This window comes from Nocardia citri, from assembly GCF_054065835.1.
Genome location: NZ_JBSUQM010000017.1, coordinates 64,838 through 91,335, shown reverse-complemented (window position 1 = coordinate 91,335; position 26,498 = coordinate 64,838). Strand labels below are relative to the sequence as shown.

At 65.8% G+C, this 26,498-nt stretch carries 20 protein-coding genes and 1 pseudogene; 9 read left to right on the top strand and 12 right to left on the bottom strand.

Annotated elements, in window-relative coordinates:
- The first annotated feature begins 4 nt into the window (after positions 1–4).
- Positions 5–1,363, top strand: coding sequence for a threonine ammonia-lyase IlvA (gene ilvA, locus ACW2Q0_RS21865; RefSeq protein WP_457192749.1), 1,359 nt, complete (start codon positions 5–7; stop codon positions 1,361–1,363).
- Between the two features lie 189 nt (positions 1,364–1,552).
- On the opposite strand, the gene ACW2Q0_RS21860 is transcribed toward ilvA, so the two are convergent.
- The gene (locus ACW2Q0_RS21860) at positions 1,553–2,803 is read right to left on the bottom strand and encodes a serine hydrolase domain-containing protein (protein WP_457192748.1); all 1,251 of its coding nucleotides are present in this window, start codon (positions 2,801–2,803) and stop codon (positions 1,553–1,555) included.
- Between the two features lie 99 nt (positions 2,804–2,902).
- The gene (treZ, locus tag ACW2Q0_RS21855) at positions 2,903–4,627 is read right to left on the bottom strand and encodes a malto-oligosyltrehalose trehalohydrolase (protein WP_457192747.1); all 1,725 of its coding nucleotides are present in this window, start codon (positions 4,625–4,627) and stop codon (positions 2,903–2,905) included.
- 99 nt (positions 4,628–4,726) lie between these two features.
- Here treZ and ACW2Q0_RS21850 point away from each other — a divergent pair, with 99 nt between their 5' ends.
- Positions 4,727–5,341 carry a class I SAM-dependent methyltransferase gene (locus ACW2Q0_RS21850; RefSeq protein WP_457192746.1) on the top strand — a complete coding sequence of 205 codons (615 nt, stop codon included), beginning with the start codon at positions 4,727–4,729 and terminating at the stop codon, positions 5,339–5,341.
- Between the two features lie 42 nt (positions 5,342–5,383).
- On the opposite strand, the gene dnaE is transcribed toward ACW2Q0_RS21850, so the two are convergent.
- Together dnaE and ACW2Q0_RS21840 are read right to left on the bottom strand one after the other, a co-directional pair.
- Positions 5,384–8,935, bottom strand: a complete 3,552-nt coding sequence (gene dnaE / locus ACW2Q0_RS21845; RefSeq protein WP_457192745.1) for a DNA polymerase III subunit alpha — start codon at positions 8,933–8,935, stop codon at positions 5,384–5,386.
- A 247-nt stretch (positions 8,936–9,182) separates the two neighbouring features.
- Positions 9,183–9,581 (bottom strand): DUF3052 domain-containing protein, encoded by a 399-nt coding sequence (locus tag ACW2Q0_RS21840; RefSeq protein ID WP_457192744.1) that lies wholly within the window; start codon positions 9,579–9,581, stop codon positions 9,183–9,185.
- A 365-nt stretch (positions 9,582–9,946) separates the two neighbouring features.
- Here ACW2Q0_RS21840 and ACW2Q0_RS21835 point away from each other — a divergent pair.
- Together ACW2Q0_RS21835 and ACW2Q0_RS21830 are read left to right on the top strand one after the other, a co-directional pair.
- Positions 9,947–10,018, top strand: a pseudogene (locus ACW2Q0_RS21835) (DUF6529 family protein); the annotation flags it as partial.
- Between the two features lie 12 nt (positions 10,019–10,030).
- Positions 10,031–10,486: a Rieske (2Fe-2S) protein gene (locus tag ACW2Q0_RS21830; protein ID WP_457192743.1), complete on the top strand. Its 456-nt coding sequence runs from the start codon at positions 10,031–10,033 to the stop codon at positions 10,484–10,486.
- A gap of 63 nt (positions 10,487–10,549) precedes the next feature.
- On the opposite strand, the gene ACW2Q0_RS21825 is transcribed toward ACW2Q0_RS21830, so the two are convergent.
- Together ACW2Q0_RS21825 and ACW2Q0_RS21820 are read right to left on the bottom strand one after the other, a co-directional pair.
- Entirely contained in the window at positions 10,550–11,023 is a 474-nt protein-coding gene (locus tag ACW2Q0_RS21825) for a VOC family protein (protein ID WP_457192742.1), read from the bottom strand.
- Positions 11,024–11,115: 92 nt separating this feature from the next.
- Positions 11,116–12,069 (bottom strand): hypothetical protein, encoded by a 954-nt coding sequence (locus tag ACW2Q0_RS21820; RefSeq protein WP_457192741.1) that lies wholly within the window; start codon positions 12,067–12,069, stop codon positions 11,116–11,118.
- An 89-nt stretch (positions 12,070–12,158) separates the two neighbouring features.
- Between ACW2Q0_RS21820 and lspA the strand changes: the two genes are divergently transcribed.
- Genes lspA through ACW2Q0_RS21805 form a run of 3 tightly spaced genes read left to right on the top strand, consistent with a single transcriptional unit; the run spans position 12,159 to position 14,423 of the window.
- The gene (lspA, locus tag ACW2Q0_RS21815) at positions 12,159–12,848 is read left to right on the top strand and encodes a signal peptidase II (protein ID WP_457192740.1); all 690 of its coding nucleotides are present in this window, start codon (positions 12,159–12,161) and stop codon (positions 12,846–12,848) included.
- On the top strand, positions 12,845–13,771 hold the full coding sequence (locus tag ACW2Q0_RS21810; protein WP_457192739.1) for an RluA family pseudouridine synthase: 927 nt from the start codon (positions 12,845–12,847) through the stop codon (positions 13,769–13,771). The genes lspA and ACW2Q0_RS21810 overlap by 4 nt, the downstream gene beginning before the upstream one ends.
- Positions 13,764–14,423: a hypothetical protein gene (locus tag ACW2Q0_RS21805; RefSeq protein WP_457192738.1), complete on the top strand. Its 660-nt coding sequence runs from the start codon at positions 13,764–13,766 to the stop codon at positions 14,421–14,423. Before ACW2Q0_RS21810 ends, ACW2Q0_RS21805 begins: the two co-directional genes overlap by 8 nt.
- 18 nt (positions 14,424–14,441) lie before the next feature.
- On the opposite strand, the gene ACW2Q0_RS21800 is transcribed toward ACW2Q0_RS21805, so the two are convergent.
- Both ACW2Q0_RS21800 and ACW2Q0_RS21795 read right to left on the bottom strand, forming a co-directional pair.
- On the bottom strand, positions 14,442–15,260 hold the full coding sequence (locus ACW2Q0_RS21800; RefSeq protein ID WP_457192737.1) for a PhzF family phenazine biosynthesis protein: 819 nt from the start codon (positions 15,258–15,260) through the stop codon (positions 14,442–14,444).
- A gap of 79 nt (positions 15,261–15,339) precedes the next feature.
- Entirely contained in the window at positions 15,340–17,766 is a 2,427-nt protein-coding gene (locus ACW2Q0_RS21795; protein WP_457192736.1) for an HAD-IC family P-type ATPase, read from the bottom strand.
- Between ACW2Q0_RS21795 and rarD the strand changes: the two genes are divergently transcribed.
- On the top strand, positions 17,765–18,733 hold the full coding sequence (gene rarD / locus ACW2Q0_RS21790; RefSeq protein ID WP_457192735.1) for an EamA family transporter RarD: 969 nt from the start codon (positions 17,765–17,767) through the stop codon (positions 18,731–18,733). The two genes, ACW2Q0_RS21795 and rarD, sit on opposite strands and share 2 nt — an antisense overlap.
- 246 nt (positions 18,734–18,979) lie before the next feature.
- On the opposite strand, the gene ACW2Q0_RS21785 is transcribed toward rarD, so the two are convergent.
- Positions 18,980–19,483: a hypothetical protein gene (locus ACW2Q0_RS21785; RefSeq protein ID WP_457192734.1), complete on the bottom strand. Its 504-nt coding sequence runs from the start codon at positions 19,481–19,483 to the stop codon at positions 18,980–18,982.
- A gap of 96 nt (positions 19,484–19,579) precedes the next feature.
- Positions 19,580–21,016, bottom strand: coding sequence for a DNA polymerase IV (locus ACW2Q0_RS21780; RefSeq protein ID WP_457192787.1), 1,437 nt, complete (start codon positions 21,014–21,016; stop codon positions 19,580–19,582).
- Between the two features lie 376 nt (positions 21,017–21,392).
- Between ACW2Q0_RS21780 and ACW2Q0_RS21775 the strand changes: the two genes are divergently transcribed.
- A complete protein-coding gene (locus ACW2Q0_RS21775) occupies positions 21,393–22,268 on the top strand; it encodes a UTP--glucose-1-phosphate uridylyltransferase (RefSeq protein ID WP_457192733.1) in 876 nt (291 codons plus the stop codon).
- A 102-nt stretch (positions 22,269–22,370) separates the two neighbouring features.
- Here ACW2Q0_RS21775 and ACW2Q0_RS21770 read toward each other — a convergent pair whose 3' ends face one another.
- Together ACW2Q0_RS21770 and ileS are read right to left on the bottom strand one after the other, a co-directional pair.
- Entirely contained in the window at positions 22,371–22,922 is a 552-nt protein-coding gene (locus ACW2Q0_RS21770; RefSeq protein ID WP_457192732.1) for an NlpC/P60 family protein, read from the bottom strand.
- 359 nt (positions 22,923–23,281) lie between these two features.
- Positions 23,282–26,404: an isoleucine--tRNA ligase gene (gene ileS, locus ACW2Q0_RS21765; protein ID WP_457192731.1), complete on the bottom strand. Its 3,123-nt coding sequence runs from the start codon at positions 26,402–26,404 to the stop codon at positions 23,282–23,284.
- Positions 26,405–26,498: the final 94 nt, after the last annotated feature.

The following is a 26,498-nucleotide window of genomic DNA, read 5'->3' as shown; positions in this document are numbered from 1 at the left end:
TCGGGTGTCCAATCCGCTGGAACTCCTCGACGACCGATCCACATCTCGTCCCGCGCTGACCGCGGACGAGATCGACGCCGCCGCCAAGCGAATTTCCGACATTATCGAGCCCACTCCGCTGCAGCACAGTCCCCGGCTTTCCGCGCTGACCGGGGCGCAGGTCTATCTCAAGCGCGAGGACCTCACTGCCGTGCGCTCCTACAAGCTGCGCGGCGCCTACAACCTGATCGTGCAACTCAGCGATTCCGAACGGGCCGCGGGCGTGGTCGCGGCGAGTGCCGGTAATCACGCGCAAGGCGTGGCCTTCGCCTGCAATGCGATGGGCATCAAGGGCCGCATCTACGTTCCGACCACCACGCCGAAGCAGAAGCGCGACCGCATCCGGGTGCACGGCGGCGAATTCGTCGAGCTCATCGCGGTCGGGGAAACCTATGACGCCGCTGCAGCGGCCGCCGCCGAGGATGTCGAGCGCACCGGCGCGACCACGGTGCCGCCGTTCGACGATCCGCGCACCGCGGCGGGACAGGGCACCATCGCGCCCGAATTACTGGAACAGCTCGGCGGTCGGACCCCTGATCTGGTGGTGATCCCGGTCGGCGGCGGTGGTTGCCTGGCCGGCATCGGAACCTACCTGCGGGAGCGCTCGCCGAGTACCGGAATCCTCGGCGTGGAACCGGCGGGCGCGGCCTCGATGACCGCGGCGCTGGTCGCGGGCGGCCCCGTGACGCTGCCGGAGATCGATCCGTTCGTCGACGGCGCAGCGGTGCGCCGGATCGGCCAGGTGCCCTATGCGGCAGTCGCCGGATTCGGCGGCCGGGTGGTCTCGCACGGCTCGCTGCCGCTGCTGACCGCGACCGAATCACCAAGGGGCGCAGGCGCTTTCCGCTTGATTCAGGTCGACGAGGGCGCGATCTGCACCACCATGCTCGACCTGTACCAGAACGAGGGCATCATCGCCGAACCCGCGGGGGCCCTGTCGGTGACGGCGCTGGCGGAGATCGCGATCGAGCCGGGTTCGACGGTGGTGTGCCTGGTCTCCGGTGGCAATAACGATGTGTCCCGCTATGGCGAGATCATCGAGCGCTCCCTGGTACACAGCGGCTTGAAACACTATTTTCTGGTCGACTTCCCCCAGGAGCCGGGCGCACTGCGGCGGTTCCTCAACGAGGTGCTCGGTCCCGACGACGATATAACCCTGTTCGAATACGTCAAGCGCAACAACCGGGAAACCGGCGCCGCGCTGGTCGGTATCGAACTCGGTGCGCCGCAGGGGCTCGGTCCGCTGCTGGAGCGGATGCAAGAGTCGCCGATCCAGTGCGAGCGGTTGGAACCGGACTCCCCGGCCTACCGCTATCTCACCTGAGCGCCCATTCCGAATCCGAATCGGCCGCGCAGACATTGGTCCGCGCGGCCGGTCGGTACGCGTCCTGCCAGAATTCCAGCGCCACCGGCCGACACCCGGAATCACCGGGCCCAGCAGTGTCACGAGATCGTCAGCGCCAGCCACCGACATCTCCGGCGCTGCCGGGCAGAGGCGATGGCGGACAGTTGATTACGCAGCCTCGGGCGTCTGCACCGGTGCGGCGGGCCTGCGGGTCGTGCGCACACCCGTCATGACCATCGGCAGCAGCCAACCGGCAGTGGTCTGATCGAAGCTCAGCTGCGCGGCCGAGAGGCGGTTGTGGACGAATCCGACGGATAGACCTAGGCGGGGTTCGGCCCAGCCGAAGGAGCCGCCGAGGCCGATATGACCGAAGCCGCCGTGCGCGCCCGGCATCGGCAGCGAGTGATAGCCCAGACGCCAGAGCATCGGAGCGTAGAACAGGGCACGGTCGAGCCGGAAGGTCCGAATTCGACTGAGCGCCTTGATGGTTTGCGGCGACAGATACTGCACATCGCCAGCCATGCCGCCGTTAGCCAACGCGCCGTACATGGTGGCGAGGGCGGGTGCGGTGCAGACGCCGTTGCCCGCCCCGAGTTCGGTATCGAGGATCGGCGGCATCGCGCCCTCCAGGATGGTCTCCAGCCCAGGCAGGAACAGGCACCGCGCCGCGGCGCCGAGCGCACCGGGCAGACCGTAGCTGAGACCCAAAAACCTGGTGCTGACCGAGTTTCCGATCATGCTGAGCTGAGAGCCCGCCAACGGCGCGTAGACGGTCGACGATTGCGCGGACGGCTTGCCCAGATGCAGGCCGTCGATGCCGAGCGGTTCGGATACTTCGGTGCGGAACAGCTCCGCCAGCCCGTGGCCGGTAATGGCGCGGGCCAATCCGGCCAGCAGCCAGCCGAAGGTGAGCGCATGATAGGCCGGCGTGCCGAGCAGACGATCGGGTTTCGCGGCGGCGAGGCGCTGCTCCATGAGTTGGTGGTCGAGCACCTCCTCGAGTCCGGCCGCGATCGGGTTGAGGCCACCGAGTCCCGCGCTGTGCGTCATCACCTGACGAATGGTGATACGGCCCTTACCGTTCTGACCGAATTCCGGCCAGTATTCGGCCATCGGCGCTTCGTAGTCGAGCAGACCGCGATCGGCCAGCCGGTGGATGACGGTCGCGGTGATGCCTTTGGTGGCGGAGAAGACGATCGCGCCGGTGTCCTGGGTCCAGGGCTTGTCGCCTGCGCTCCCGATCCAGATATCGACCAGTGGCTCACCGTGCAGATGTACGGCCAATGCGCCGCCCGCCCCTCGGCGGCGCCCGAAGACCTTCGCGAATGCGCGTACCAATGGCGCGAATTCGGTGGCGGCGCTGCCACCCACCCCATCGGGGAGGTTCGCTAGGTCCCCGGGTGAAGCCACGTTGCTCATATTCCAACGGTAATGGCGCCGGTCATACGCGGCAATGTTGTGTCTCGGACAGTTATATTCAGCTTGTTTTCGGCAATCGCCGGCAGAGCCGAGGTTGCGCTATGAGCTCTCGAGTATCACGAACGAGTGGCCCGATATCTCCGTTCCGGAGACACCGTCGGTCGCGGGTTCCCACGACAGCACCGAAACACCGGCGATCGGTACCGTGACCTGCTCTTCGGAGAGATTGCACAGCAATGTCAGCGGGCCACGGCGCACCGCGATCCAGCGGGCGTTCTCGTCGTAGTCGACCGATACGTGTGTGAGCCACGGGTTCGTTATTTCGGCCCGATCGCGCCGAAGACCGATCAGCTTGCGATAGCAGGAAAGTAGCCTTTCGTGCCGATAATGCTGGTGCTCGGACCAGTCGAGCTTGGACCGCAGGAATGTTTCCGGGTCCTGTGGATCGGGAACGTCGTCACTGTCCCAGCCGTGTTCGGCGAATTCGTCCTTACGCCCGATGGCGGTGGCGGCCGCGATCACCGGATCGGTATGCGAGGTGAAGAACTGGAACGGGGTGCGCGCGCCCCACTCCTCCCCCATGAACAGCATCGGCGTGTATGCCGAGAACAGCACCAGGGCCGCCTTGATCGCCAGCTGCCCATCGGTCAGGTAGGCGCTGGGACGGTCCCCGATCGCCCGATTGCCGATCTGATCATGGGTGCAGGTGTAGGCGAGCAACGCACTCGCCGGGATGAGCCGGGTATCGATCGGACGGCCGTGGCTGCGACCGCGGAAGCTGGAATACGTTCCGGCGTGGAAGAATCCGTGCGTCAGTGTCTGGGCAAGACAGCGCAGCGAACCGAAATCGGCGTAGTAGCCCTGACGTTCACCGGACACCGCGGTATGCACGGCATGGTGCAGGTCGTCGTTCCACTGTCCGGTCAGGCCATAACCGCCGGCCGCGCGCGGGGTGATGAGCCGCGGATCATTGAGGTCACTCTCCGCGATCAACGTCAACGGTCTACGCACATGTGCGGCAAGGGATTCGGTGTCGGTAGCCAATTCGGCGAGCAGGTGGGTGGCAGTGCGGTCGACGAGCGCGTGCACCGCATCGAGGCGCAGTGCGTCGATATGGAAATCACGAAACCAGCGCAGGGCGTTCTCGATAATGAAGCGGCGCACCGAATCCGAGGCGGCACCGTCGAGATTGAGGCTCTGCCCCCAGGTATTGCGTCCCTCGGTCAGATAAGGCGCGAAGCGGGGCAGATAATTGCCGCAGGGGCCGAGATGGTTGTAGACGACATCGAGGGCGACGGCCAAACCCTTTGTGTGGCAGGCATTCACGAAGCGCTGCAAACCATCGGGTCCACCGTAGGGCTCGTGGACCGCATACCAGAGCACACCGTCGTAGCCCCAATTGTGGACACCGTCGAAGGCGTTGACCGGCATCAATTCGACCATGGTGACACCGAGGTCGACGAGGTGGTCCAGACGCTCGACAGCGGCGTCGAAGGTGCCCTGTGGGGTGAAGGTGCCCAGATGCAGTTCGTAGATGATCGCACCTGCCAGCGGGCGACCGGTCCAGCCCACATCGGTCCACCCGACCGGATCGAGGACGTGCAACGCCGAGCGACCGTGCACGCCGTCGGGCTGCCGTGGCGAGCGCGGGTCGGGCAGCACGGTCGGGTCGTCGTCGAGCAGATAGCCGTACCGCGCGCCCGGTGCGGCGCTCACCTCGGCCCGCCACCAACCAGCGCCGGACCTCGTCATCGGATGCACGGCGCCATCGACCTCGATACGCACCCGTTCCGGTAGCGGGGCCCACACCTCGAACACGGTCACCGAGCCAGCATCGCATGTCGCCGGGCATGCGGCCCGTCCACAGCGGACGCACCCTTCCGACCATTGCCTCTGACGTGCGATCCCTGACAGAGTGAGTACGTGGGCATCTACAACGATCAGTTCGTGCCGCGGCTGGTGAATCTGGTCTGCGGGGCCACAATCAATAATCCGCGGCGCCAGCGTGCCTGCGCCGGGTTGCGCGGGCGGGTGGTGGAGATCGGCTTCGGATCGGGACTGAATATCCCCTTCTATCCGGCCGCCGTCGAGTCGGTCAGTGCCGTGGAACCCGCCGACCTCGGCTGGCGCCTGGCGGATAAGCGGCTCGCCGAGGCCACGGTGCCGATCGAACGCGCCGGGCTCGACGGCCAGTCGCTGCCCTTCGCCGATAACAGCTTCGACTCCGCGCTCTCGACCTGGACGATGTGCACCATTCCGGATATCGCGGCCGCGCTGGCCGAGGTGCGCAGGGTGCTCGTCCCCGGCGGGACCCTGCATTTCGTCGAACACGGGCTCGCACCGGATCCGGGCGTGCAGGCATGGCAGCATCGCTTGAATCCGATCGAAAAGGCGGTCGCGGGCGGCTGCCATCTCGATCGCGATATTCGCGGAACCATCGAGAGCGCCGGATTCGCGATCCGCGAGCTCGACGAGTTCTATGCGGACGGACCGAGGTTTTTCGCCGCACTCTCACTTGGAGTCGCGATCTCACCGTAGTCACATCCACCACAACCGACGAACGGCAGACCCGCTCGCGCGCTAACTCGCGAGGCAGCCGGGACCGAGCAGGGCCTTGAGATCGCCCATCAGGGCCGAGGACGGTGAAACTCGCAGGCTGTCATCCAATTTCCACAGCGACGTATTGTCGCGCGCACCCACATGGCGGACGTGGACGTCCGCGGTGCCCGGATGTCTGGACAGGATGCGCTTGAGTTCACCGATCTTGTCCGGGGTGCACAGGCGGGTCGGCATGACGACCGCCAGCGGCTTGGCCACACCGATCGAGGACAGGTCGGGGACGACGAGATCGTTGGCGATCAAGGAGATCCGGTCGTCGCGCACCGACACCCTGGCCTTCACCAGGACGACCGCGTCCTCCACGACATCCGCGCCGTACACCGAATAGGCCTGCGGGAAGAACAGCGCCTCGATACCGCCGGTCAGATCCTCGATCTGCGCCGAGGCCCAGGCCAGGCCGTTCTTATTGATGCGGCGGTTGACCGAGGCGAGAATGCCGCCGATGGTCACCTGGGCGCCGTCTTTGATATCACCCTCGAGAATGGCCGGGATCGCCGTATCCGCCTGTGCCGCGAGCACATGTTCGACGCCGTTGAGCGGATGCCCCGATACGTACAGGCCGAGCATTTCGCGCTCGAGAGCCAGCTTGTGCTTGGTCTCCCACTCATCCTCGGGCACCTTGACATTGAAGACCGAGGCCACCGAATCATCACCGTCGTCCAACCCGCCGAACAGGTCGAACTGGCCGATCGCCTCGGCCTTCTTGGTGGACATCACCGCATCGATGGCATCGGAGTGGATCAGCAGCAGACCCTTGCGCGGATGTCCGAGCGAATCGAATCCGCCTGCCTTGATGAGGGATTCGGTGACCTTCTTGGTGCAGGCGATGGCGTCGATCTTGTTCAGGTAGTCGGAGAAATCGGTGAACTTCGACTTCTCCTTGCGCGCCTGGATAATCGAGGCGACCACATTGGTGCCGACATTGCGCACCGCGCCGAGGCCGAAGCGGATGTCCTTACCCACCGAGGCGAAGTTCTGCTCGGATTCATTGACATCGGGCGGCAGCACGGTGATACCGAGGCGTCGACAATCCGAGAGGTAGACCGCGGCCTTGTCCTTATCGTCGCCGACGGAGGTGAGCAGGGCCGCCATATATTCGGCGGGATAGTTCGCCTTCAGATAGGCGGTCCAGTAGGAGATCAGGCCGTAGGCGGCGGCGTGCGATTTGTTGAACGCGTAACCGGCGAACGGCAGGATGGTGTCCCACAGCGCCTTGATCGCCGCCTTGGAGTACCCGTTGGCCTGCATGCCCTCCTCGAAGCCTTCGAACTCGGCGGCCAGCACCTCGGCCTTCTTCTTACCCATGGCGCGGCGCAGAATATCTGCTCGACCGAGCGAATAGCCGGCCACTTTCTGCGCGACGTGCATGATCTGCTCTTGGTAGACGATCAGGCCGTAGGTCTCGCCAAGGATGTCCTTCAGCGGCTCCGCCAGCTCCGGATGGATCGGCTTGACTTCCTGGCGGTCGTTCTTGCGGTCGGCGTAGTCGTTGTGCGCGTTCATGCCCATCGGGCCGGGGCGGTACAGCGCGCCGACGGCGACGATGTCCTCGAACGCGGTCGGCTGCATGCGGCGCAGCAGATCGCGCATGGGTCCACCATCGAGCTGGAACACGCCGAGAGTCTCACCGCGGGAAAGCAACTCGTAGGTGCGCGAATCATCGAGCGGCAACCGGTCCATATCCAGATCGATACCGCGGTTGGCTTGGATATTCTCCAACGCGTCACCGATCACCGTCAGGTTGCGCAGACCGAGGAAGTCCATCTTCAGCAGGCCGATGGCCTCACAGGACGGATAGTCCCAGCCGGTGATGAGCGCACCGTCCTGGGGCCGCTTCCAGACCGGGATCGCGTCGGTGAGCGGATCACAGGACATGATGACCGCGCAGGCGTGCACACCCGCGTTACGGATCAGGCCCTCGAGGCCGCGCGCGGTCTCGTAGATCTTCGCGACATCCGGATTGCTCGCGATGAGTTCGCGAACCTCGGCAGCCTCCTTGTACCGCTCGTGTTCCGGATCGGTGATACCGGATACCGAGATGTCCTTGGCCATGATCGGCGGCGGCAGCGCCTTGGTGATCTGGTCGGCGATGGCGAATCCGGGCTGGCCGAACAGCACTCGCGCCGAGTCCTTGATGGCGGCCTTGGTCTTGATGGTGCCGAAGGTGATGACCTGGGCGACCCGGTCGGTGCCCCACTTCTCACTCGCGTAGCGGACCATCTCACCGCGGCGGCGATCGTCGAAGTCGATATCGATATCGGGCATCGAGACGCGCTCGGGATTGAGGAAGCGCTCGAAGAGCAGACCGTGTGGGATCGGGTCGATATTGGTGATGCCCAGTGCGTAGGCGACCAGCGAACCGGCCGCGGAACCACGGCCGGGACCGACGCGGATGCCGACGTCGCGGGCGTGGTTGATCAGGTCACCGACGACGAGGAAGTAGGCCGGGAAGCCCATCTCCAGAATGACGCCGATCTCGTACTGCGCCCGGTCCAGATATTCCTGGGGCGCGCCGTCCGGGAAACGGCGCCGCAGCCCGAGGTCGACCTCTCGGCGCAGCCAACTGGCCTGGTCGTGTCCCTCCGGCACCGGGAAGATCGGCATCCGGTCGCGGTGCTGCCACACCTCGTCGTAGGACTGCACCCGCTCGGCGATCAGCAGGGTCGAATCGCAGGCGCCGGGCACCTCCATATCCCAGATCGCCCGCATCTCCTGCGCGGACTTCAGGTAGTAGCCGTCCCCGTCGAACTTGAAACGCGTTGGGTCGCTGAGGGTTTTACCGGTCTGGATGCACAGCAGCGCCTCGTGATTGGTCGAGGCGTCCTTGGTGACGTAGTGGCAGTCGTTGGTGGCCAGCGGCCGGATCCCGAGCTTTTTGCCGATCTCCAGCAGCCCCTCGCGGACCCGGCGCTCGATGGACAGACCGTGGTCCATGATCTCGAGGAAGAAATTGTCCGGTCCGAAGATCTCCTGCCATTTGGCCGCCGCCTCCAGGGCCTCGCGGTCATGGCCGAGGCGCAGGCGGGTCTGCACCTCACCCGACGGGCAGCCGGTGGTGGCTATGATGCCCGCGGCGTGCTCGGCGATGATCTCCTCGTCCATGCGCGCCCATTTGCCGAGCTGACCTTCCAGCGAGGCGAGCGAGGACAATTTGAACAGGTTGTGCAGGCCGGTCGCGTTCTCCGCGACCATGGTCATATGCGTGTAGGCGCCGGAACCCGAGACGTCGTCGCCCTTCTGGCTGGGGTCACCCCACTGCACACGCTTGGTGTCGAACCGGGAACCCGGTGCGATGTAGGCCTCGATGCCGATGATCGGCTTGATATCGGCCTTCTTGGCGGAGTTGTAGAACTCCGAGGCGCCGTACATATTGCCGTGGTCGGTCATCCCGACCGCGTTCATTCCCAGCCGTTTCGCCTCGGCGAAGAGTGGAGAGATTTTGGCCGCACCATCGAGCATGGAGTACTCGGTGTGGTTGTGCAGGTGAACGAACGATCCGGACGAGGCGGCCAAGATGGTCCTTCCTCCCAAGGTCTCGACGGGGGTTGGCCTAGCGATTCTAGGCACGTCGGTGTGACAAGTTTCGGGAGGCTTGCACGCCGTGACGGGACGTCCCAGGAGGGCCCGGCGTGTCGGTGGTGCAGATCACCGGCGCGTCATCTGGGCAGCCTGCGTTGTCGTACGACACGGGCGCGGAGCTGTCCGAATTCCGCGAATGGAGCTTGGGGCGCGGAGCGATCGACACTACTCGATGGCGCGCCTACGATTTCTTCCGCCAGACGAATTTCAAGCCGGACCAATCGTTGTCGAGCGCCGCGACCTTCACATCGACCACGCCGATCGGCAGCAGCAATTCGCGCAGATCGTTCTCGGCGATATCGCTGACGTGCCCGCCCGCCTTGCGCGGCCAGGCGATCCACAGCATGGCCCCCTTCGCCAGCCGGGCAACAAGTTCCGGTGCCGCGTCGGCGAGTTCGGCACGGGTGCGGTAGAAAGCGAGCACCACCTCGGCCCGATCCGGTTGATCGGCGGCGATTTCCACCTCGGGTGGAAGATCCGGGATCCGCCAGCCCGGCGCGGCATTCAGGAGCACCACTCGGTGGCCGGGCTTGATACCGAGCTTCTTGGCCAAAGGGGTTCTGGAGTAGCCCGCGGTCATGGCACGACTGTATGCCGAAAGGATCGCCCGGTGGATTTGTTCGTCCGTCCGGATGACACGGCGTGATCTGCGCGGTTGACCATGTACTCACCGCGGACAACGCCGTAATCGGGCTATGAGATGGCAGCGCCGGCACCGGTCGGCGGGTGCGCTGTGACCACCGCCGTTGTCGCCGTCGGTGCGGCAGGGGTGCTGATCGTCGGCGCGCCGAACGGCTGCCGCGAATGCCCGTTTGAACCGGTCGACGGGTCTACCACGTAGTCCATCCGAACGGCGGCGCCTGACGGCCGCACATCGAGGAGACCGCATGAAACGACTGGGACCGTGGCTCACCCTGGCGGCAGTGGCCGTACTCGGCCTCGGTTCTCGCCGGGCTGACCGGCCTCTGGCTCACCTCCGCCCTGTGGTTCTTCCAGCACAACGGCATCACCTTCTGATCGGAGTCCGATATGACCAACGATGATTTCGTCCTCGACCGCCGCAGCGTGGTAATCGCGGGCGCCGGCGCTGCGGCCACCATGGCCGCGCTGACCGCGTGCACCACCTATGGCAAGGACAACGCCAGCGCGGCCGAACCCCCCAAGGCCGCCGCCGGCTCGACCGGCCAGAATCTGGCCGCCGGACAGCCGAATGCCATCGCATCGACCTCGGAGGTGCCGGTCGGCGGCGGTGTGATCAAGGGCGATGTGGTGGTTACCCAGCCGAGTGCCGGCTCATTCGTCGGCCTGTCCTCCACCTGCACACATGCGGGTTGCAAGGTCGCCTCGGTTTCCGGCGGCACCATCAACTGTGCCTGCCACGGCAGCAAATTCGGCCTCGACGGTTCCGTCGTCAATGGCCCGGCCACCCAGCCGCTCCCGCAGAAGGCCGTACACGTCGAGGGTGACTCGATCGTCGAGGGTTAGCCTTCCCGCACGGCGAACAAGGGCCGCGCGGCACAGCGACCGCGCGGCCTACCCCACGAACGCTCAGGCCCCGCCGAACAATTCGGCTATCCGCCGGTCCATCTCATCCGGCGCCACGTGCTCGACGTGCGTGGCCACGGTCCACCGGTGGCCCCACGGATCCTCGAACGCACCGCTGCGATCACCGTAGAACTGGGTGGTCATGGGGGTGAGCTCCTTGGCACCCGCGGCGAGGGCGGCGCTGAAGGCGGCATCGGCGTCTTCGACATAGACGTAGAGATTGACCGGCGTGCCGCCGACCGTCTTCGGGTCGAGGAAATCCATATCGGGGACCGGATCGCCGACCATGATGAGCGAATTGCCGAACGTGAGTTCGCAGTGTGCGATCGTGCCGTCCGGTCCCGGCATGCGCATCCGCTCCGACGCGCCGAAAATCTTTTTGTAGAAGTCGATGGCAGCCGCGGCGCCATCAATCGCCAATCCGGGCGAGACGACCGGATAACCCTCGGGGATCGGTTTCGGTTTCACATCGGACATGGGATACCTCCGATCGAGGCGTTTGTCGGACAGCTGCGAGCCTATTCCTCACCCGAGCCCGGCATGCCTGATCGGCGCAAACCGCTACGGACTCATTCGTTCCAGGTGACCTGCGTATTGATCGTCTGCTGCAGCATGCTCGCGCTGCGCGGGTCGCGGTAGGCCTGATGTCCGCCGACCGTGATAGTGCCCGCGACCGGCAGCGGCAGACCCAGGTCGACGGTGATCGTGCCCGAGCCCTGCATGAGGTAATCCTTGATATCGAGGGTGCCCGCATTATTGGGCAGCGACCACACCTGCGACTTCGGCTTCTGGGTCACCTCGAGTTCGATGGTCAGCCGGTCACCCTCACGCTTGGTCAGCGTCGCGGTGGTCACCTGATCGAGTGCGACCCCGCCGTCGACCTCCTGCCGCACCGTCCACACCGCACCCTCACCGACCGGTTGGTCGGGAAACGTTATCGAACGGTAGACAGCCTGGTAGAAGGCCTGTTCCAAGGCCGCGCGGGCGGCATTGGAGGTATCCGGTGCCGGGGCGAGGCGCAGCGCGGTGATCGCGCCGAGTTCGCTCATATCGAATCCGGCGTGCGAACCGCCGGCGGCGGTGAGCGCCTTGGCCAGCGACGGATCCGGGGTGGAAATGGTGCCGAGCGTCAACTCGACGCCGTCGCCATCGGTCTGCGCCGTCATCGGAATCGTCAGCGCGGGGGTAGAGAAATCACTCGGCGGCTGATCATTGATCTGCTGCTCGATGTGGTGATCGGTGCGCAGCGTCACCTGCTGCACCGTGCCCGGCGGGTAGTCCGGACGCAACAGCGACAGCGGCTCCTCACCCACCGAGACGACGCTGGCGACCGCGGCCGAAATCGGCACGGTCACCTCCTTACCGATGCCGATCGGCTCGGTGCTGTCGGACTCGACGCGCGACTCGGCACCGTCACTACAGCCGACACCGAGCGCGGATAATCCAACCGCGAGCACCATCAGCAGCACACCCGAACGCGCGATTCGCGGCGCGTGGGGGGAAGACAATACCGTCACGAGCATCAGCGTACGACCGCTTCCTGAGTGTCAGCTGGGACATGCGGGTGACCGCGCGCGTAGCGCATGTCGTTACTCGAGAGATGATGGTCGGCGTGAGTGACGACCGGCCATCCGAGGACAACTCCGCCGATCACGCGGTACCACCCGGCGACGACGCGGAAAATCGAATCCGAACCACCGAGCCGGGCAAGCCCGCCGCACGGCTGCAGCTGGGCACGCTGCTGATCATCGCCGCGGTATTGCTCGGCCTGGACCTGCTCACCAAGACCATTATCGTGGCCGAGCTGACCCCGGGCCATCCGGTGCCGATCATCGGCGATTTCGCGCGGTTGTCCCTGGTACGCAATCCGGGCGCGGCGTTCTCCATGGCCACCGGCATGACCTGGCTGCTGACCCTGGTCGCTGCGGCGGTGGTGATCGGGGTGATCCGCATCGGCCGCACGCTGCGCTCACTGTGGTGGGCGATCGGGCTCGGCATGGTGCTCGGCGGCGCGCTCGGCAATCTGGTCGACCGCTTGTTCCGCGCACCCGGACCGCTCCAGGGACATGTGGTGGACTTCATCGCCATCGGCTGGTGGCCGGTATTCAATCTGGCCGACTCCTCGATCGTGTGCGGTGCGATCCTGCTGGTGGTGCTGACAGTCTTCGGTTTCGAACCCGACGGCACGCGCACCGGACACGGTCACCCCGAACCGGCCGCCACCGAAACCGCCGCAGAGCCGGACACGTCCTCGGACAACGGAGCCAACGGCGCCGCGAGCAGCAAGGGGAATGCGGCGTGAGAGAAACGCGAACCATGCCGGTACCCGACGGACTCGACGGCCTGCGCGTCGACACCGGGCTGTCCCGGTTGCTCGGTCTGTCCCGCACTGCGGTCGCCGCGCTGACCGAGGAGGGTTCGGTACAGCTCGACGGCGTCGCGGCGGGCAAATCGGATCGGCTCGTGGCGGGGGCCTGGCTCGAGGTCGAGTTCCCGGAGCCGAAGCGCGAACTCACCATCGTGCCCGAGCCGGTGGAGGGTATGAAGATCCTCTACGCCGACGATGACATCGTCGCGGTCGACAAACCGGTCGGCGTCGCGGCGCATACCGGCGTCGGCTGGACCGGGCCGACAGTGGTCGGCGGCCTGGCCGCGGCGGGCTATCGCATCTCGACCTCGGGCGCGCACGAGCGCCAAGGCATTGTGCACCGGCTCGACGTCGGCACCTCGGGGGTGATGGTCGTCGCGCAGTCCGAACACGCGTATACGGTACTCAAGCGGGCCTTCAAGCAGCGCACCATCGATAAGCGCTATCACGCGCTGGTACAGGGACATCCGGATCCGAGCAGCGGCACCATCGATGCGCCGATCGGCCGGGCCCGCGGCGATGCCTGGAAGTTCGCGGTCACCGCGGATGGCCGCCCGAGCATTACCCACTACGACACCATCGAGGCGTTCCAGGCCGCCAGCCTGCTCGATATTCATCTGGAAACCGGGCGCACCCACCAGATCCGGGTGCATTTCTCCGCGATCCGCCACCCCTGCTGCGGCGATCTCACCTATGGTGCGGATCCGCGGCTGGCGGAGCGGCTGGGACTGGAACGGCAATGGCTGCATGCGCGCTCGCTGGGGTTCAACCACCCGGCCGACGGCCGCTATCTGGAGATCATCAGCGAGTATCCGGACGACCTGAGACACGCGCTCGACGTGTTGCGCAATGCCTGAAACTGTGCGCCGCATCGCCATTGCCGTCGGAGCCGTCGGTTTCGTGGTACTTATCGTGGTGTTCGGCGTGCTGAATCCGCCACGACCGTCCGGAATTTCGACCGACCGGCTCGGGCCGGAGCGCGGTGAGCAGGTCGCGGACTATCTTGTGCGGGCTCAGGATTCGCTGTCCGGTCCGGATACCGACGAGCACTGGGCGCTGGTCTCGTTCACCGAACCCCTTACGCCGAATCAGATTCCGGCGCACAGTGGCGGCCTGCGCATTGCCGCGGCAAGCCACCATGTGTCGATTCCACGGGTGAACACCCCGATCGTCACGGTGCAACTGCCCGCGGGAAATGCGGTAGCCGTGGCGTCCGCCGATAATGCCGCGTGGCAGCTACTGGCTCAGCAGGCCGCCGATAATCGCACCAACCGCATCAATGCGGTGTCGGCGGCTCGGCTGCGCGCCGGTTGCGCGTGCACCGTCGGCCTCGTGGTCCGCGGCACCCTCCCGCAACTGCGAAATCTCGCGGCCCAGAACCGAATTCGCGCCGTACAGGCCCTGCCCGCCGACGCTGTCGCCACCAGTTTCGCCATCGTTGCCTTACTACCGGAATACGCGGACCTCGCGCTACCGGGTACCGATGACGGCCCCGTCCCCGATCAGTGACGCCGCGGCCCGGGCCGGTCAATCCGGCAGTGTCACAACACCATCCAGATAGCGGCGGCAGCGGCCGATGAGCAGTACCCGATCGCCCGCGAGTTCACAGCGCAGCGTGCCGCCACGCCGCGATAGCTGACCGGCGGTGAGTTCGGCTCGGCCGAATTCGCGGCTCCACAGCGGAACCAGCTGTGCGTGCGCCGATCCGGTGACCGGATCCTCGACCACGCCGCGATGGGGACCGAAGACCCGGGAGACGAAATCCACGGTATCGCCGGGCGCGGTGATCACGGCATCGGAGGCCAGCGGCGGGAAGGCGGCGAAATTCGGCCGCGCGTCGCGCACCTCGCGCTCGGAACTCACCACGATCACCTCGTCGAATCCGGTGTAGGCGCGCACCGCGCGCACGCCGAGCACGTCCACCAGCACCGGATCGGGGGTGACTTCCTCGGATTCCAGCGCGGGCAGGTCGAGCACGTATTCGTCGTCATCGGTGCGGTCCACGTGCAGCCAGCCACTGCGCGTGAAGAAGCTCACCCGATCCTCGCCGGGATGGATGTCCTCGATGATCTGCGCGGCCGCCGCCATGGTGGCGTGGCCGCACAGATCGACCTCCCTGGTCGGGGTGAACCAGCGCAGGTGGACGGCGGGCCACTCGCCCGGCGGACCGCCCGCCTCGACGGGTAATTGCGAGGTGTAGAAGGCGGTCTCGGCGAGGTTGTTCGCCTCGGCCAGATGTTGCAACAGCTCGTCCGGCAACCATGCGGGCAGCGGCATGACCGCGGCCGGGTTGCCCGAGAACGGTGCGTCGGCGAACGCGTCGATCTGATGCAGCAGTACCTCCATAGTCGAGAAGGTACTCCAACTCTGAATGATCGCTTCGCACAAGGTATCTCGTGGCGCGGCGAGTCAGGCGTCCAGTTGTTCAGGCGCTCCCGCCGGGTGAACTCGGAAGTAGCGTGTGCTTCTCGCCCTGAACTGCGGCGGCGATCCACCAGGCCGCCTCGACGAGCACGATGCCGATGGCGCCGCAGAGGAACGCAGCGGTGGTGAGCCCGAGGTTCGAGGGATCGAGTTTGAAGAAATGCCTGGTGAACGGGATTGTGAACAACAGCACATACGCGAGGATCGAAGCGCCGATGAGCACCACCTTCCACCACACATACGGCCGGGCCACGATGGCCAGCACCCACACCGCGATCATGATCAGGGTGATGAGCGCGGTGGTGCCCATCTGCTCCTTCTGCTGCTCCAGGGTGTCATACGACCCCGCGTGGGCGATCAGGTAGGCGACGAACGTGGCGATACCGATCACCACACCGGACGGAATCGCCAAACGCATGACCCGCGAGACGAATCCCGAGCGGGCGCGTTCATTGTTCGGAGCCAGCGAAAGAATGAAAGCCGGGATGCCGATGGTGAACCAGGCCGCGATCGTGACATGCCTTGGCAGGAACGGATATCCGAGCGGTTCGTAGTCGAAGATCTGCGAGCCGATACCGGCGATACCGACCAAGAAGGCGAGCACCACCGAATACACCGTCTTGGTGAGGAATAGATTCGAAACGCGCTCGATATTGCCGATCACCCGACGCCCCTCGCCGACCACATACGGCAGGGTGGCGAATTTGTTGTCCAGCAACACGATCTGGGCCACCGCACGAGTGGCCGGACTGCCCGAACCCATGGCCACACCGATATCGGAATCCTTCAGCGCCAGTACGTCGTTCACGCCGTCACCGGTCATGGCGACGGTGTGGCCGCGAGATTGCAAGGCGCCCACCATGGCTCGCTTCTGATCCGGACGCACTCGGCCGAAGGTGGTCTCACGCTCCAGCACATCGGCGAGCGCGGCACGGTCCTCGGGCAGTTCGCGGGCATCGACCGCATGATCGCCGCGGGGCAAATCGAGCGAAGAGGCTACCGCACCGACCGAGACGGCATTGTCGCCGGAGATCACCTTGATCGAAACCTGCTGGCCGGCAAAGTAATCGAGGGTTTCGCGGGCATCGGGCCGCACCTTCTGCTCCAGTACGACCAGGGCCGCGGGGTCGACGGCGCCCGGTGCGTCGGCGGCGTCGACCGGACGGTCGCTGCGCGCGAGCAGCAGGATGCGCAGACCGGAGGAGCCGAGTTCCTCTGCGACGCGCGCATCTTCCGAACTCGGGTCGAGCAGCACGTCGGGCGCGCCGAGCAGCCAGTCGCCATGCTCGCCGTAGGAGAAACCGCTCCACTTCTTCGCCGAGGAGAACGGCGCGATCGCGGTGTGCCGCCAATCCGGCTTATCGGTGAGCTCCTCACCGATGGCCTGCACGCTCGCATTCGGGCGCGGATCATCGGCGGCCATGGCGGCCAAGGCCTGACGCACCTCGGCGTCGTCGAAGTTGCCGAGCGTCTTGATATCCGACAGGCGCATCCCGTTCTCGGTAAGGGTGCCGGTCTTATCCGCGCACACCACATCGACGCGGGCCAATCCCTCGATAGCGGGCAACTCCTGTACTAGACATTTGCGCCGGCCGAGTCGCACCACACCGACCGCGAAGGCGACCGATGTCATCAGCACCAGCCCCTCGGGCACCATCGGCACCAACGCCGCGACCATGCCCGTGACCGCGGGCCGCCAGGATTCCTTACTGGAGAACAACTGGTTATAGATGCTCAGCAGACCCGCCGGGATCAGCAAATAGGTGATGACCCTGAGGATGGTGTCGATACCGCTGCGCAATTCCGACTTCACCAGCGTGAACTTGCTGGCCTCTTCGGCCAGCTCGGCGGCGTAAGCGTCCTTTCCGACCTTCGTCGCACGGTAGGCGCCGGAACCGGAGACGACGTAGCTGCCCGACATGACCGACGCGCCGATCGGCTTATCCACCGGATCGGCCTCACCGGTGAGCAGCGATTCGTCGACCTCGAGCAGTGCGGATTCCTCGACCGTGCCGTCGACGACGATCTGGTCGCCGGGGCCGAGCTCGATCAGATCGTCGAGCACAACCTCCTTGGGCGCCACCTCGTGCGACTGTCCGTCGCGGCGCACAGTCGGCTTGGCCTGGCTGACAATGGCCAACTGGTCCAGGGTGCGTTTCGCGCGAATCTCCTGGATTATGCCGACCGCGCTATTCGCGATGATCAGCAGACCGAACATGCCGTCGATAATCGAGCCGGTTGCCAGCACCAGGACGAACAGCACACCGAGGATTGCGTTGATCCGGGTGAAGACATTGGCGCGAACGATGTCGCGAACGGATCGGCTCGCCCGGTCCGGCACGTCATTGGTCAGCCCGTCGCGGCGACGTTGCTCGACCTCCGCCGCGGTCAGCCCGGTGAGGGCCGTATGGGGCACGGTTATCGACATGACCGCCAGGCTACCGAGAACTACCGTCGGTAGGGTGCAGCGAAGCAGGGCGGTCCCAGGTGTGGTGTTCGGTACAGGCGCATTTCTGACCTGGGGGCTGTTTCCGGCCTACTTCGGATTGCTGGCCTTCGCCAATCCGGCCGAGGTGGTGGCGCAGCGGATTCTGTGGACACTGGTGCTGGTGCTCGTCGTGCTGGCCATAACGGGGCAGCTCGGTGGGTTGCGCGGAATCGCCCCGCGCACCTGGCGGATGGCGGCCGTGGCCATCGCGGCGCTATCGCTCAATTGGGGCGTGTACGTCTACGGTGTCACTTCCGGACATGTGGTGGAGTGTGCGCTCGGTTACTTCATCAACCCACTGGTGACGGTGGCCTTCGGCGTACTGATCTTCCGTGAGCGGTTGGCCGGGGCACAGTGGGCGGCGCTCGGGTTGGGTGCGCTGGCGGTCGCCGTACTCACCGTCGCCTACGGCCGACCGCCGCTCATCGCACTGGCACTGGCCTGTTCATTCGCCACCTATGGGCTGGTGAAGAAGGTGATTGCGCTGGACGCGCTGCACGGCATCGCGGCCGAGGGGCTGGTCGCCGCACCGTTCGCGCTGGCGTTCGTCATCGTCTTCGCGGTGACCGGGCGCAGCGAATTCGCCAGTGGTATCGCACATTCCGGACTGATGATCTCGACCGGTCCGGTCACCCTGTTGCCGCTGCTGCTGTTCGCCGTTGCCGCGCAACGGGTTCGGCTCTCGACCATGGGCCTGCTGCAGTACTCGACGCCCGCGCTGCAGATGGCCTGGGGCGTGGCCGTCGCACATGAGCCGATGCCCGCGTCACGGTGGGCCGGTTTCGCGCTCATCTGGGCGGCGCTGGCGATTTTCACCGCCGACGCCCTGGTGCGCGGCCGACGGCGAACCAGGGCCCCGCAAGCCGAACCGGCTGGTTCGGCAGACCGAGCTAGTAGGACGTATTGATGTGGCCCGGCGTCCAGAGGCCGGAGTGGCCAGGGTGCGGGGACGCAAGAGCATATTGGACCAGCCGAGCGGGCCGCCACCGTCGTGGCTTTGCCAGAGGGTGGTGATTTCGGCGCCCGGGCGGAGCCGTAACTGCCGAGCATCGGGGTGGTCGCCGGGTTAAGCCCGAAAGGCAGTGCAGCGGTGGTCTCAGCAAGCGCACCGCTGCCGCGGCCGACACCGGGTCCGCCGCGGCAGCTGGTCAACTCAGCCGCAAGCTGTCGACTGCTGGCCGAGGTTGGTCAGCATGGTGCAGGCCCAGGCCTTCTGGATCTTCCACTTGCCGTTCTCGGCGACGAACGGCACGTCGACAATGTTCTCCTGGCCGTTGAGCACGACCTTGGCCTTGGCATTGACACTGTCACCGAAGCTGGTCACATCGGTGACCGTGACGGAGATGTTGGCGCTCTTGGCGGCCTCGGCCAAACGGTTCGGCAGCTCCGGATCGGCCTCGGCGCCCTGTACGCCGTCGAGCTTCTCCGAACTCGGCACCGACGGATCGAGCGCACGCTGCAGCTGCGTGTTCAGTTCCGCGACGGAGGGAACCGGCGGCAGATTGGTGTTCGAGCTCGCACCGGCAGAGGCCTTGGCGCTGGTAGTGGTCTTCGCGGCCGGCTTGCTGTCTTTGTCATCGCTGCAGGCGGTCATGCCGAGTGCGGCGACGACGGCCAGGCCGGCGATGGCGATGCGTCCAGTCTTACGAAGCTTCAACTGCTCGTCCTTTGCGTTCGAGTAGGTACAGGTCGTTCCACCAACGGCAGCCGTCACCCGAACCGGCGACGCCGCACGAATGACCCAGGCTACCTGTCAGTGGAGACTGCCGAGCGGATCCGCCCGGGACAGACTGATGTCGTCGGCGGCAAAGGTACGCGCCGGACCGGGCCCTGTCGAACTGGTCTCGAACCGAACGGTAACCACACCGAGCCCGGCGCCCTGCACCCACCCATGCCCGAATTCGGGGTGCGTGACATCCATTCCCGGATACCACAGTGTCGCGCTGCGCACTTGCGAATCGCCCTGAGCTGCACCGACGCTCGACTGCGCGGTGGTGGCGACCCGGGCCGCACCCAATGCTGTCGCGGTATCTCCCACCGCGACGTCGACCGACGCCTCCGCGCCACCGTCCTCGGCAGCCGTTGATGCGCGCCAACCGTCGGAGTGAGACACATCGCCCTCCCAGACGTCGGTGTCTTCGATCGGTGCCTGATCGAGCTCCGGGAACAACGACTCCTGGCGAACGGTCGACAGCCCGCCATAACCCACCCCGACCAGCCGGATCGGCCCGAGTTCGGCCGGATCAATGGCCGAGCGCTGCGCCGCCGTCGTCAGCGTTGCCAGTTCGGTCGTCGCGTACGGCAAGGTGGACGACCTGGTCACGATGCTCATGTCGGATTTCTTCAGTTTGAGCACCACGGTGCGTGCGGCCCGGCCATCCTTTTCCAGACGACGGTGCGCGGCCGCTGCCATGGTCTCGATCGCCGGGCGCAGCTGGGCCATCGTGACGATATCGGTCTCATAGGTGTTCTCGGCGCTGATCTGCTTGGCCTCGGCCCGCTCGGCGACCGGCCGGTCGTCGATGCCGCGGGCCAGCCGGTGCAGCGCCGCGCCGATGCTGCCGCCGAGGATGGACACCGCCTCCGATTCCGGCAGGGCCGCGAAGGCGCCAACGGTTTCGATACCGAGCGAACGCAGGCGGCCCTCGGCCACCGGACCGATCCCCCACAGCTTGCGTACCGGCAGCCCGGCCAGCAGCCGCTGCTGCTCATCCGGTGAAACCACCCGAACTCCATCGGGTTTGGCCATTCCGGAGGCGATCTTCGCCAGCTGCTTACCAGTGCCGGCACCAACCGAGGCGACCAACCCGGTCCGCTCCCGCACCAGCGCGCGCAACTGCTCACAGAATTCACGCACCTGCTCGACCGTCGCGCCGACCAACTCGGCGGGCTCACCGAACGCCTCGTCGAACGAGAGCGTCTCCAATACCGGGATCCGGCTGCGCAGTGCGTCGAACACCCGCGCACTGACCACGCTGTAGACCGCACCCCGCGGCGGCACCACCACCGCGGTCACCCCGACCAGCCGCCGCGCCTGATGCATCGGCATCGCCGAGCGCGCACCGAATACCCGCGCCTCATAGCTCGCCCCCGCGACCACACCGCGCCCACCCGTGCCGCCGACCAATACCGGACGGCCGCGCAGCGTGGGCCGGGTCAACTGCTCGACCGAAGCGAAGAACGCATCCATATCGATATGCAGCACCCACCGCCGAGCCGTACGCGCGGACGGTGGCCCCACCCCAGCGGCCGCAGCGGTGTACTCGGTGCTCACGCACGGAAATCTACGCCGTCCTACCGACAGGTCGGCCAACCCGCGTAGCCCCGACGCGGGCACATACCAGTGCGCACCGGCGGGTCACCTGGGCACCGGGTGTGCGTCAGCCGGGTAGTTTCTGCGAGATCGCCACCGAACCTGAAGGCGCGATAGCGGGGCCGGTGCGGCGCCCTGCCCTGCGCAACGGTCCGTGACCAGGCCCGATAACGATATGTCGCCGCCTCGACATGCCCGAACCAAGCCTGGGGATCGCCGGTTCGGACCCGGTCGGGTATGTGATGATCGGACCATGAAGATCCGCAAGGCCGTGATACCGGCCGCCGGAATCGGCTCCCGGCTGCTCCCGCTGACCAAGGCCATCCCCAAGGAGATGCTGCCGGTCGGTGATAAGCCGGTCATCGAGCACACCGTCCGCGAGCTGGTCGCATCCGGAATCACCGATATCACCATCGTGGTCAGTGGCGGAAAGTCCCTGATCCAGGACCATTTCCGCCCCAATCCGGCGCTGGTCGCCCAGCTCAGGGCCGACGGCAAGGACGCCTTCGCCGATGCGGTGGAGGAGGTCGGCGAGCTGTCCCGGCTCGGGCATATCACCTACCTCGATCAGCACGGGCCGTACGGTAACGGCACCCCGGTGCTCAATGCCGCCCGCAATCTCGGCGACGAGCCGATGCTGGTGCTGTGGCCCGACGACGTCTTCGTCGCCGGAATACCACGCGCCCAGCAGCTGATCGACGCCTACGAGGCCACCGGTGCTCCGGTCCTCGCGCTGATGCCGATGGATCCGTCCGAATCCCAGCGCTACGGCGTCCCGGTCGTCGCGGACGACCAGGGCAACGGCCTGCTGCGCATCACCGGACTGCGGGAAAAGCCCAAGCCCGAGGACGCACCGTCGAACTACGCCGCGATCGGCGGCTATGTCGTCACCCCCGGCATCATCTGCGAACTGCGCAGGCAGACCGAGCGCTGGTACGAGCATCGCACCGGTGAGGTGTACCTCACCGATGCGATCAACGTGCACGCCGCCGACAACCCGGTCTTCGGCCAGGTCATCCAGGGCCGCTGGTATGACACCGGCAATCCCGCCGACTACCTGGTCGCCCAATTCGCCTCGGCGCTGGCGCATCCGCAGTACGGGCCGCTGCTGCGCCAGCTCGTCGACTGAGATCGGTTCGACCAGCGCGGTCGACGATGCCGAGTCTTGCGCTCGAGCACCTTACCTTCGCTGCGCGACCGCGCTGGTCGGTGGAACCGTAACCGATCCGGATCAGAATCGGCGGATCGTGTAGATATCGAATTTGCTCAGTGGGTGCAGACCGACCGGAACGCCCCAGTCGTGCGCATCCAGGATCTGCCCGAAGCCCGCGTAGATGCCGACATGCGAGGCATCCTCATTGAGGATGACGACATCGCCCGGTGACAGGGCCAGGAGCGGAACCGCCGCTCCGACCTTGGCCTGCTCCCAGGTGGTCCGCGGCAGACTCACCCCGACCTGGCGGAACGCCCACTGGACCAGGCCCGAACAGTCCCAGGAGAACGGGCCGGTGCCACCCCATTCGTAGGGTTTGCCGATCTGGGTGGCGGCCGCGACCAGTGCGCCGAGCCCGGCGCGACTCGGCACCGGGAGGGCCGCGGAGCCGCTGGAACTGCCGGAACTGCCCGAACTGCCCGAACTGCCGGATGCGGAGCCGGAGCCGCCCGAACCGGAGGCACTTCCGGAATCGGCGCGCACCGGTCCGGCCAGTACGAGCATCACAACAGTCGATATCAGAAACCCGAAAGCTATCCGGTGCAACGCCTTTCCATGCTCGCTGGTCATCTGCTCGCCCCTTCCGTCGACCCGGCCTACGCGCGGCACCGGCTTCGTCAGCGACGGATGGAACCGCACGTCACAGCACCTGCCCCGCAACACGTAACCGCATGCGGCGCAAGGTATTTCAGGTAGCGCAGTTCAAGCACGAACATTCACTGCTGCCTCAGAAGTCGATCTGTGCACCAGCAGTAACATCCCGATTGTGACGGGCACTCTGCGACCACGGATGGGAAATCAGCTAATTTACAGAATGTGATCTACATCACATTAAACCCGGTTGACTACGGATACACGTCGGGGCGGGATCCAAAGAACCCGCCCCGACCAGCGATCCAACGACCACGCTCCGGCCGAACCGCCGCGCGTCAGACCTTCGCGATCGACACCCGCACACCACCGACGATTTCGGCGGCAGCCGCGCCCGGATCACCGAAAGTCAGCTCGGTGGCGAGGATTTCACCAGCGACGAGGTCGCGGTGGGTCTGTGCCCACTCCTGCTTATCGGCGGGCACCGCGAGCACCACGGTGATGCGATCGGATACATCCAGCCCCAGCGACTTTCGCGTCTCCTGCAGATCGCGGATCACATCGCGGGCCCAGCCTTCGGCCTCGAGCTCCTCGGTTACCACCGAATCCAGTACGACCAGGCCCGCATTGCCGGGCAGGGCCGCGGTGGACTCCGGCTCGGCCGCGACCAGGCGCTGGGTGTACTCCTCCGGCAGCAGTTCGATGCCCGCCGCGGTGACCACACCGCTGGCGTTCTCGGACCATTCGCCTGCCTTCACCGCCTTGATCACCGTCTGCACCTGCTTGCCGAGGCGCGGGCCCGCAGCGCGCGCGTTCACGACCAGTTCGAAACGGCCGTGCACCGCGACATCGGTGGTCAAATCGACCTTCTTGACGTTCACCTCATCGGCGATGATGTCGGCGAACGGCCGCAGCCGCTCGGCATCGGACGCGGCGATGGTGACCTCGGCCAGCGGCAGGCGCACCCGCAGGTTCTGCGCCTTACGCAGGCTCAGCACCGTCGAGCAGACCACCCGGACCTCGTCCATGGCGGCGACCAGATCCGGATCCTCCGGCAGCTCACCCTCCTTGGGCCAATCAGCCAGATGCACCGACCGGTCGCCGGTCAGCCCGCGCCAGATCACCTCGGAGATCAGCGGCAGCAGCGGCGCGGCCAATCGGGTGACGACCTCGAGCACCGTATGCAGTGTGTCGACCGCATCCCGGTCCTCCTCCCAGAAGCGCGAACGCGACCGGCGCACATACCAATTGGTGAGCGCGTCGGCGAAGGCACGCAATTCCTCACAGGCGCCCGCGATGTCGTAGACCTCGAGCGCCTCGGTCATCGCATCCCGGGTCTCGGCCAGCTTGGCCAGGATGTAGCGATCCAGCACATGCGGCGAATCCGTGCGCCACACACCAACTTTCGAGGCGTAGAGCTGCAGGAAGGTCCACGCGTTCCACAGCGGGCGCAGCGCGTGGCCGACGCCCTCGCGGATACCGCGCTCGGTGACGATGAGATTGCCGCCGCGCAGGATCGGCGAACTCATCAGGAACCAGCGCATCGCATCGGAGCCGTCCCGGTCGAACACCTCGTTCACATCCGGGTAGTTGCCCTTGGACTTGCTCATCTTCAGCCCGTCGTCACCGAGCACGATGCCGTGCGCGACCACGGTTTTGAAGGCCGGACTGTCGAACAGCGCGGTGGCCAGCACATGCATCTGATAGAACCAGCCACGCGTCTGGCCGACGTACTCGACGATGAAGTCGCTGGGGTAATGGTTCTCGAACCACTCTTTGTTCTCGAACGGATAGTGCACCTGGGCGAATGGCATCGAGCCGGAATCGAACCAACAGTCCAGCACCTCCGGCGCCCGGCGCATGGTGGACTTCCCCGTCGGGTCGTCGGGGTTGGGGCGGGTGAGCTGGTCGATGTACGGCCGGTGCAGATCGGTCGGACGCACACCGAAATCACGCTCCAACTCGTCCAGCGAGCCGTACACATCGATCCGCGGGTAGGCCGGATCATCGGAGATCCACACCGGGATCGGGCTGCCCCAGTACCGGTTGCGGCTGATATTCCAGTCCCGCGCACCCTCGAGCCACTTGCCGAACTGTCCGTCGCGGATGTGCTCGGGCACCCAGGTGATCTGCTTATTGAGCTCGACCATCCGGTCGCGGAACTTGGTCACCGCGACGAACCAGGACGGCACCGCCATGTAGATCAGCGGCTGACCGGAGCGCCAGCTGTGCGGGTAGGAGTGCTCGATCGTCTCGTGCCGCAGCAGCTTTCCGGCCGCCTTGAGATCCTTGATGATCACCGGATTGGCGTCGAAGACCATCAGGCCCTCGTACGGCGGCACCATCGAGGTGAACTTGCCGCCCGGATCCAGCGGCTGCACGATCTCGATGCCGTTGGCGCCGGCGACATCCATATCCTCCTCACCGAAAGCCGGTGCGAGGTGCACGATTCCGGTGCCGGAGTCGGTGGTCACGTAGTCGGCGGTCAGCACGCGGTGCGCGTTGGGGTGGCCAACGAAGAAGTCGAACGGCGGTGCGTAGGACAGATCCGCGAGGGCGGCACCATCGAACTCGCCCAGGATCTCGGGCTCGTTGCCGAATTCGCGGGCGTAGTGCGACACCCGTTCGGCGGCCAGCAGATAGCGCTTGCCGTCGGTGCCGCGCACATGCACGTAGCGCACATCCGGATGCACCGCGATCGCGAGGTTCGACGGCAGCGTCCATGGCGTGGTGGTCCAGATCAGCGCGTTGGCCCCGTCGAGGTCGTACAGCGGATGCTCGGCGGGTACACGCAGCACCATATCCACGGTGACGGCCGGGTCCTGACGCATCTTGTAGGCGTCGTCGAGCCGGGTTTCCTGATTCGACAGCGGGGTCTGCTCGTACCAGCTGTAGGGCAGCACCCGGAAGCCCTGGTAGATCAGGCCCTTGTCGTACAGCGACTTGAACGCCCACATCACCGACTCCATGAAGTCGAGATCCAGCGTCTTGTAGTCGTTGTCGAAGTCGACCCAGCGAGCCTGACGCGTCACATAATTACGCCATTCCCCGGTGTAGCGCAGTACCGAGGATTTACAGGCAGCGTTGAATTCCGCGAGCCCCATGGCATCGATCTGTGATTTGTCCGTGATACCGAGCTGCTTTTCCGCTTCGATTTCCGCGGGCAGTCCGTGGCAGTCCCAGCCGAAACGCCGATCGACCTGCTTGCCGCGCATCGTCTGGAAACGCGGAACCACATCCTTCACATACCCGGTGAGCAGATGTCCATAATGTGGCAATCCGTTGGCAAACGGCGGGCCGTCGTAGAAGACGAACTCCGCCGCACCCGAGCGGTTCTCGATGCTGGCGCGGAAGGTGTCGTCGGTGGCCCAGCTGTCGAGTACCCGATGTTCCAGCTCGGGGAAGCTGCCGGCGCCCAGATCGACGCGCGGGTATGCGCTGCTGGAAGGTTCGTCCGCCATCGCGGATCCGTCTCCTCGTGCCGCCGCGCCGTGGCGCGTATGTGTCAGCACGGGGACGATGACGACGCCGGTGCGTCGAAACCGCGGTACCACC

What these genes read in the sequence shown, in the direction of transcription:
- ACW2Q0_RS21800 (WP_457192737.1), bottom strand. Translation starts at nt 15,260, where the DNA reads ATGGAGGTACTGCTGCATCAGATCGACGCGTTCGCCGACGCACCGTTC.
- ACW2Q0_RS21795 (WP_457192736.1), bottom strand. Translation starts at nt 17,766, where the DNA reads ATGTCGATAACCGTGCCCCATACGGCCCTCACCGGGCTGACCGCGGCG.
- ACW2Q0_RS21770 (WP_457192732.1), bottom strand. Translation starts at nt 22,922, where the DNA reads ATGACCAGCGAGCATGGAAAGGCGTTGCACCGGATAGCTTTCGGGTTT.
- ileS (WP_457192731.1), bottom strand. Translation starts at nt 26,404, where the DNA reads ATGGCGGACGAACCTTCCAGCAGCGCATACCCGCGCGTCGATCTGGGC.
- ACW2Q0_RS21780 (WP_457192787.1), bottom strand. Translation starts at nt 21,016, where the DNA reads ATGGATGCGTTCTTCGCTTCGGTCGAGCAGTTGACCCGGCCCACGCTG.
- ACW2Q0_RS21805 (WP_457192738.1), top strand. Translation starts at nt 13,764, where the DNA reads ATGCCTGAAACTGTGCGCCGCATCGCCATTGCCGTCGGAGCCGTCGGT.
- ACW2Q0_RS21860 (WP_457192748.1), bottom strand. Translation starts at nt 2,803, where the DNA reads ATGAGCAACGTGGCTTCACCCGGGGACCTAGCGAACCTCCCCGATGGG.
- ACW2Q0_RS21820 (WP_457192741.1), bottom strand. Translation starts at nt 12,069, where the DNA reads ATGCTCGTGACGGTATTGTCTTCCCCCCACGCGCCGCGAATCGCGCGT.
- ACW2Q0_RS21830 (WP_457192743.1), top strand. Translation starts at nt 10,031, where the DNA reads ATGACCAACGATGATTTCGTCCTCGACCGCCGCAGCGTGGTAATCGCG.
- ACW2Q0_RS21825 (WP_457192742.1), bottom strand. Translation starts at nt 11,023, where the DNA reads ATGTCCGATGTGAAACCGAAACCGATCCCCGAGGGTTATCCGGTCGTC.
- rarD (WP_457192735.1), top strand. Translation starts at nt 17,765, where the DNA reads ATGACCGCCAGGCTACCGAGAACTACCGTCGGTAGGGTGCAGCGAAGC.
- ACW2Q0_RS21775 (WP_457192733.1), top strand. Translation starts at nt 21,393, where the DNA reads ATGAAGATCCGCAAGGCCGTGATACCGGCCGCCGGAATCGGCTCCCGG.
- ACW2Q0_RS21840 (WP_457192744.1), bottom strand. Translation starts at nt 9,581, where the DNA reads ATGACCGCGGGCTACTCCAGAACCCCTTTGGCCAAGAAGCTCGGTATC.